1 protein-coding gene and 1 pseudogene are annotated in these 989 nt (G+C 70.4%); both read left to right on the top strand.

From position 1 onward, the window contains the following. On the top strand, nucleotides 1-749 hold a 749-nt coding region (locus HC022_RS27475), incomplete at its 5' end, for a 4Fe-4S binding protein (protein ID WP_167454485.1). Next, a pseudogene (locus HC022_RS27470) lies at nucleotides 746-989 on the top strand (FAD:protein FMN transferase); the annotation flags it as partial. The gene HC022_RS27475 and the pseudogene HC022_RS27470, both read left to right, overlap by 4 nt.

Below are 989 nucleotides of genomic sequence, written 5' to 3'. Positions count from 1 at the left end.
TCGGATTCTGGGGACAGGGGCAGCTTTCCATCGTCACGCCGCTCGGGGTGCTGCGCACGGCGCTCGACGGCGGCAGCTTCGCCTTCCTGCTCTATGATCCGTTCTCACTGCTGGTCTGGGCCGCGGCCATCGCGGGCTTCTTGCTCTGGGGCCGCGGGTTCTTCTGCGGCTGGCTCTGCCCCTTCGGCGCGCTGCAGGAATTCGCAGGCCACCTCGGGAGGCTGCTGCGCCTGCCGCAGATCGAGCCGTCGCCGCGTTGGGACCGGCGGCTCAAGGGGCTGAAATACGTGGTCCTGGCGGCGATGATCGGCGTGGTCTTCGTGGCCCCGGGCGAGGTCGACGCGGTGGCCGAGATCGAGCCCTTCAAGACCGCGATCACCACCCATTTCCAGCGCGCGCTGCCCTATGTCGCCTGGGCGGCGGGGCTGCTGCTCTTCAGCGCGGTGTTGTTCAAGGGCTTCTGCCGCTACCTCTGCCCGCTCGGCGCCGTCATGGCCATCGGCGGGCTGTTGCGCGGGCGCGACTGGATCGCCCGGCGCAAGGATTGCGGCACGCCCTGCCAGCTTTGCCGGGTGCGCTGCCGCTACGGGGCCATCGAGAAGACCGGAAAGATCGTCTATTCCGAGTGTTTCCAGTGCCTCGACTGCGTGAAGATCCACGACGACCCGGGGCTCTGCGTGCCGCTGGTTCTGGCCGGCAAGGCGCGCAGCCGTGGTATCGCCAAGACCGGCGAGGTACCCGCCGAATGAGCCGCCTGACGCGCCGCCGCTTCCTCTGCATCTCCGCCGCCGCGCTCTGTGCCGGTGCGAGCCCCGCCGCCCCCGCCCGCTGGCGTGGCATCGCACTGGGAGCGGAGGCCGAGATCACCCTGCACGGCCCCGGCGCCGAGGCGGCTCTGACCGAGGCCATCGCCCGTGTGCGCGGCATCGAGCGGGCCTTCAGCCTTTACGACCCGACCTCCGAGCTGGCGCGGCTCAATGCGTCGGGCA

This window comes from Salipiger sp. HF18 (genome assembly GCF_011806505.1).
Classification (GTDB): Bacteria; Pseudomonadota; Alphaproteobacteria; order Rhodobacterales; family Rhodobacteraceae; genus Salipiger; species Salipiger thiooxidans.
Note: the sequence above shows the minus strand (reverse complement) of the source record. Positions and strands in the feature narration are given on the sequence as shown.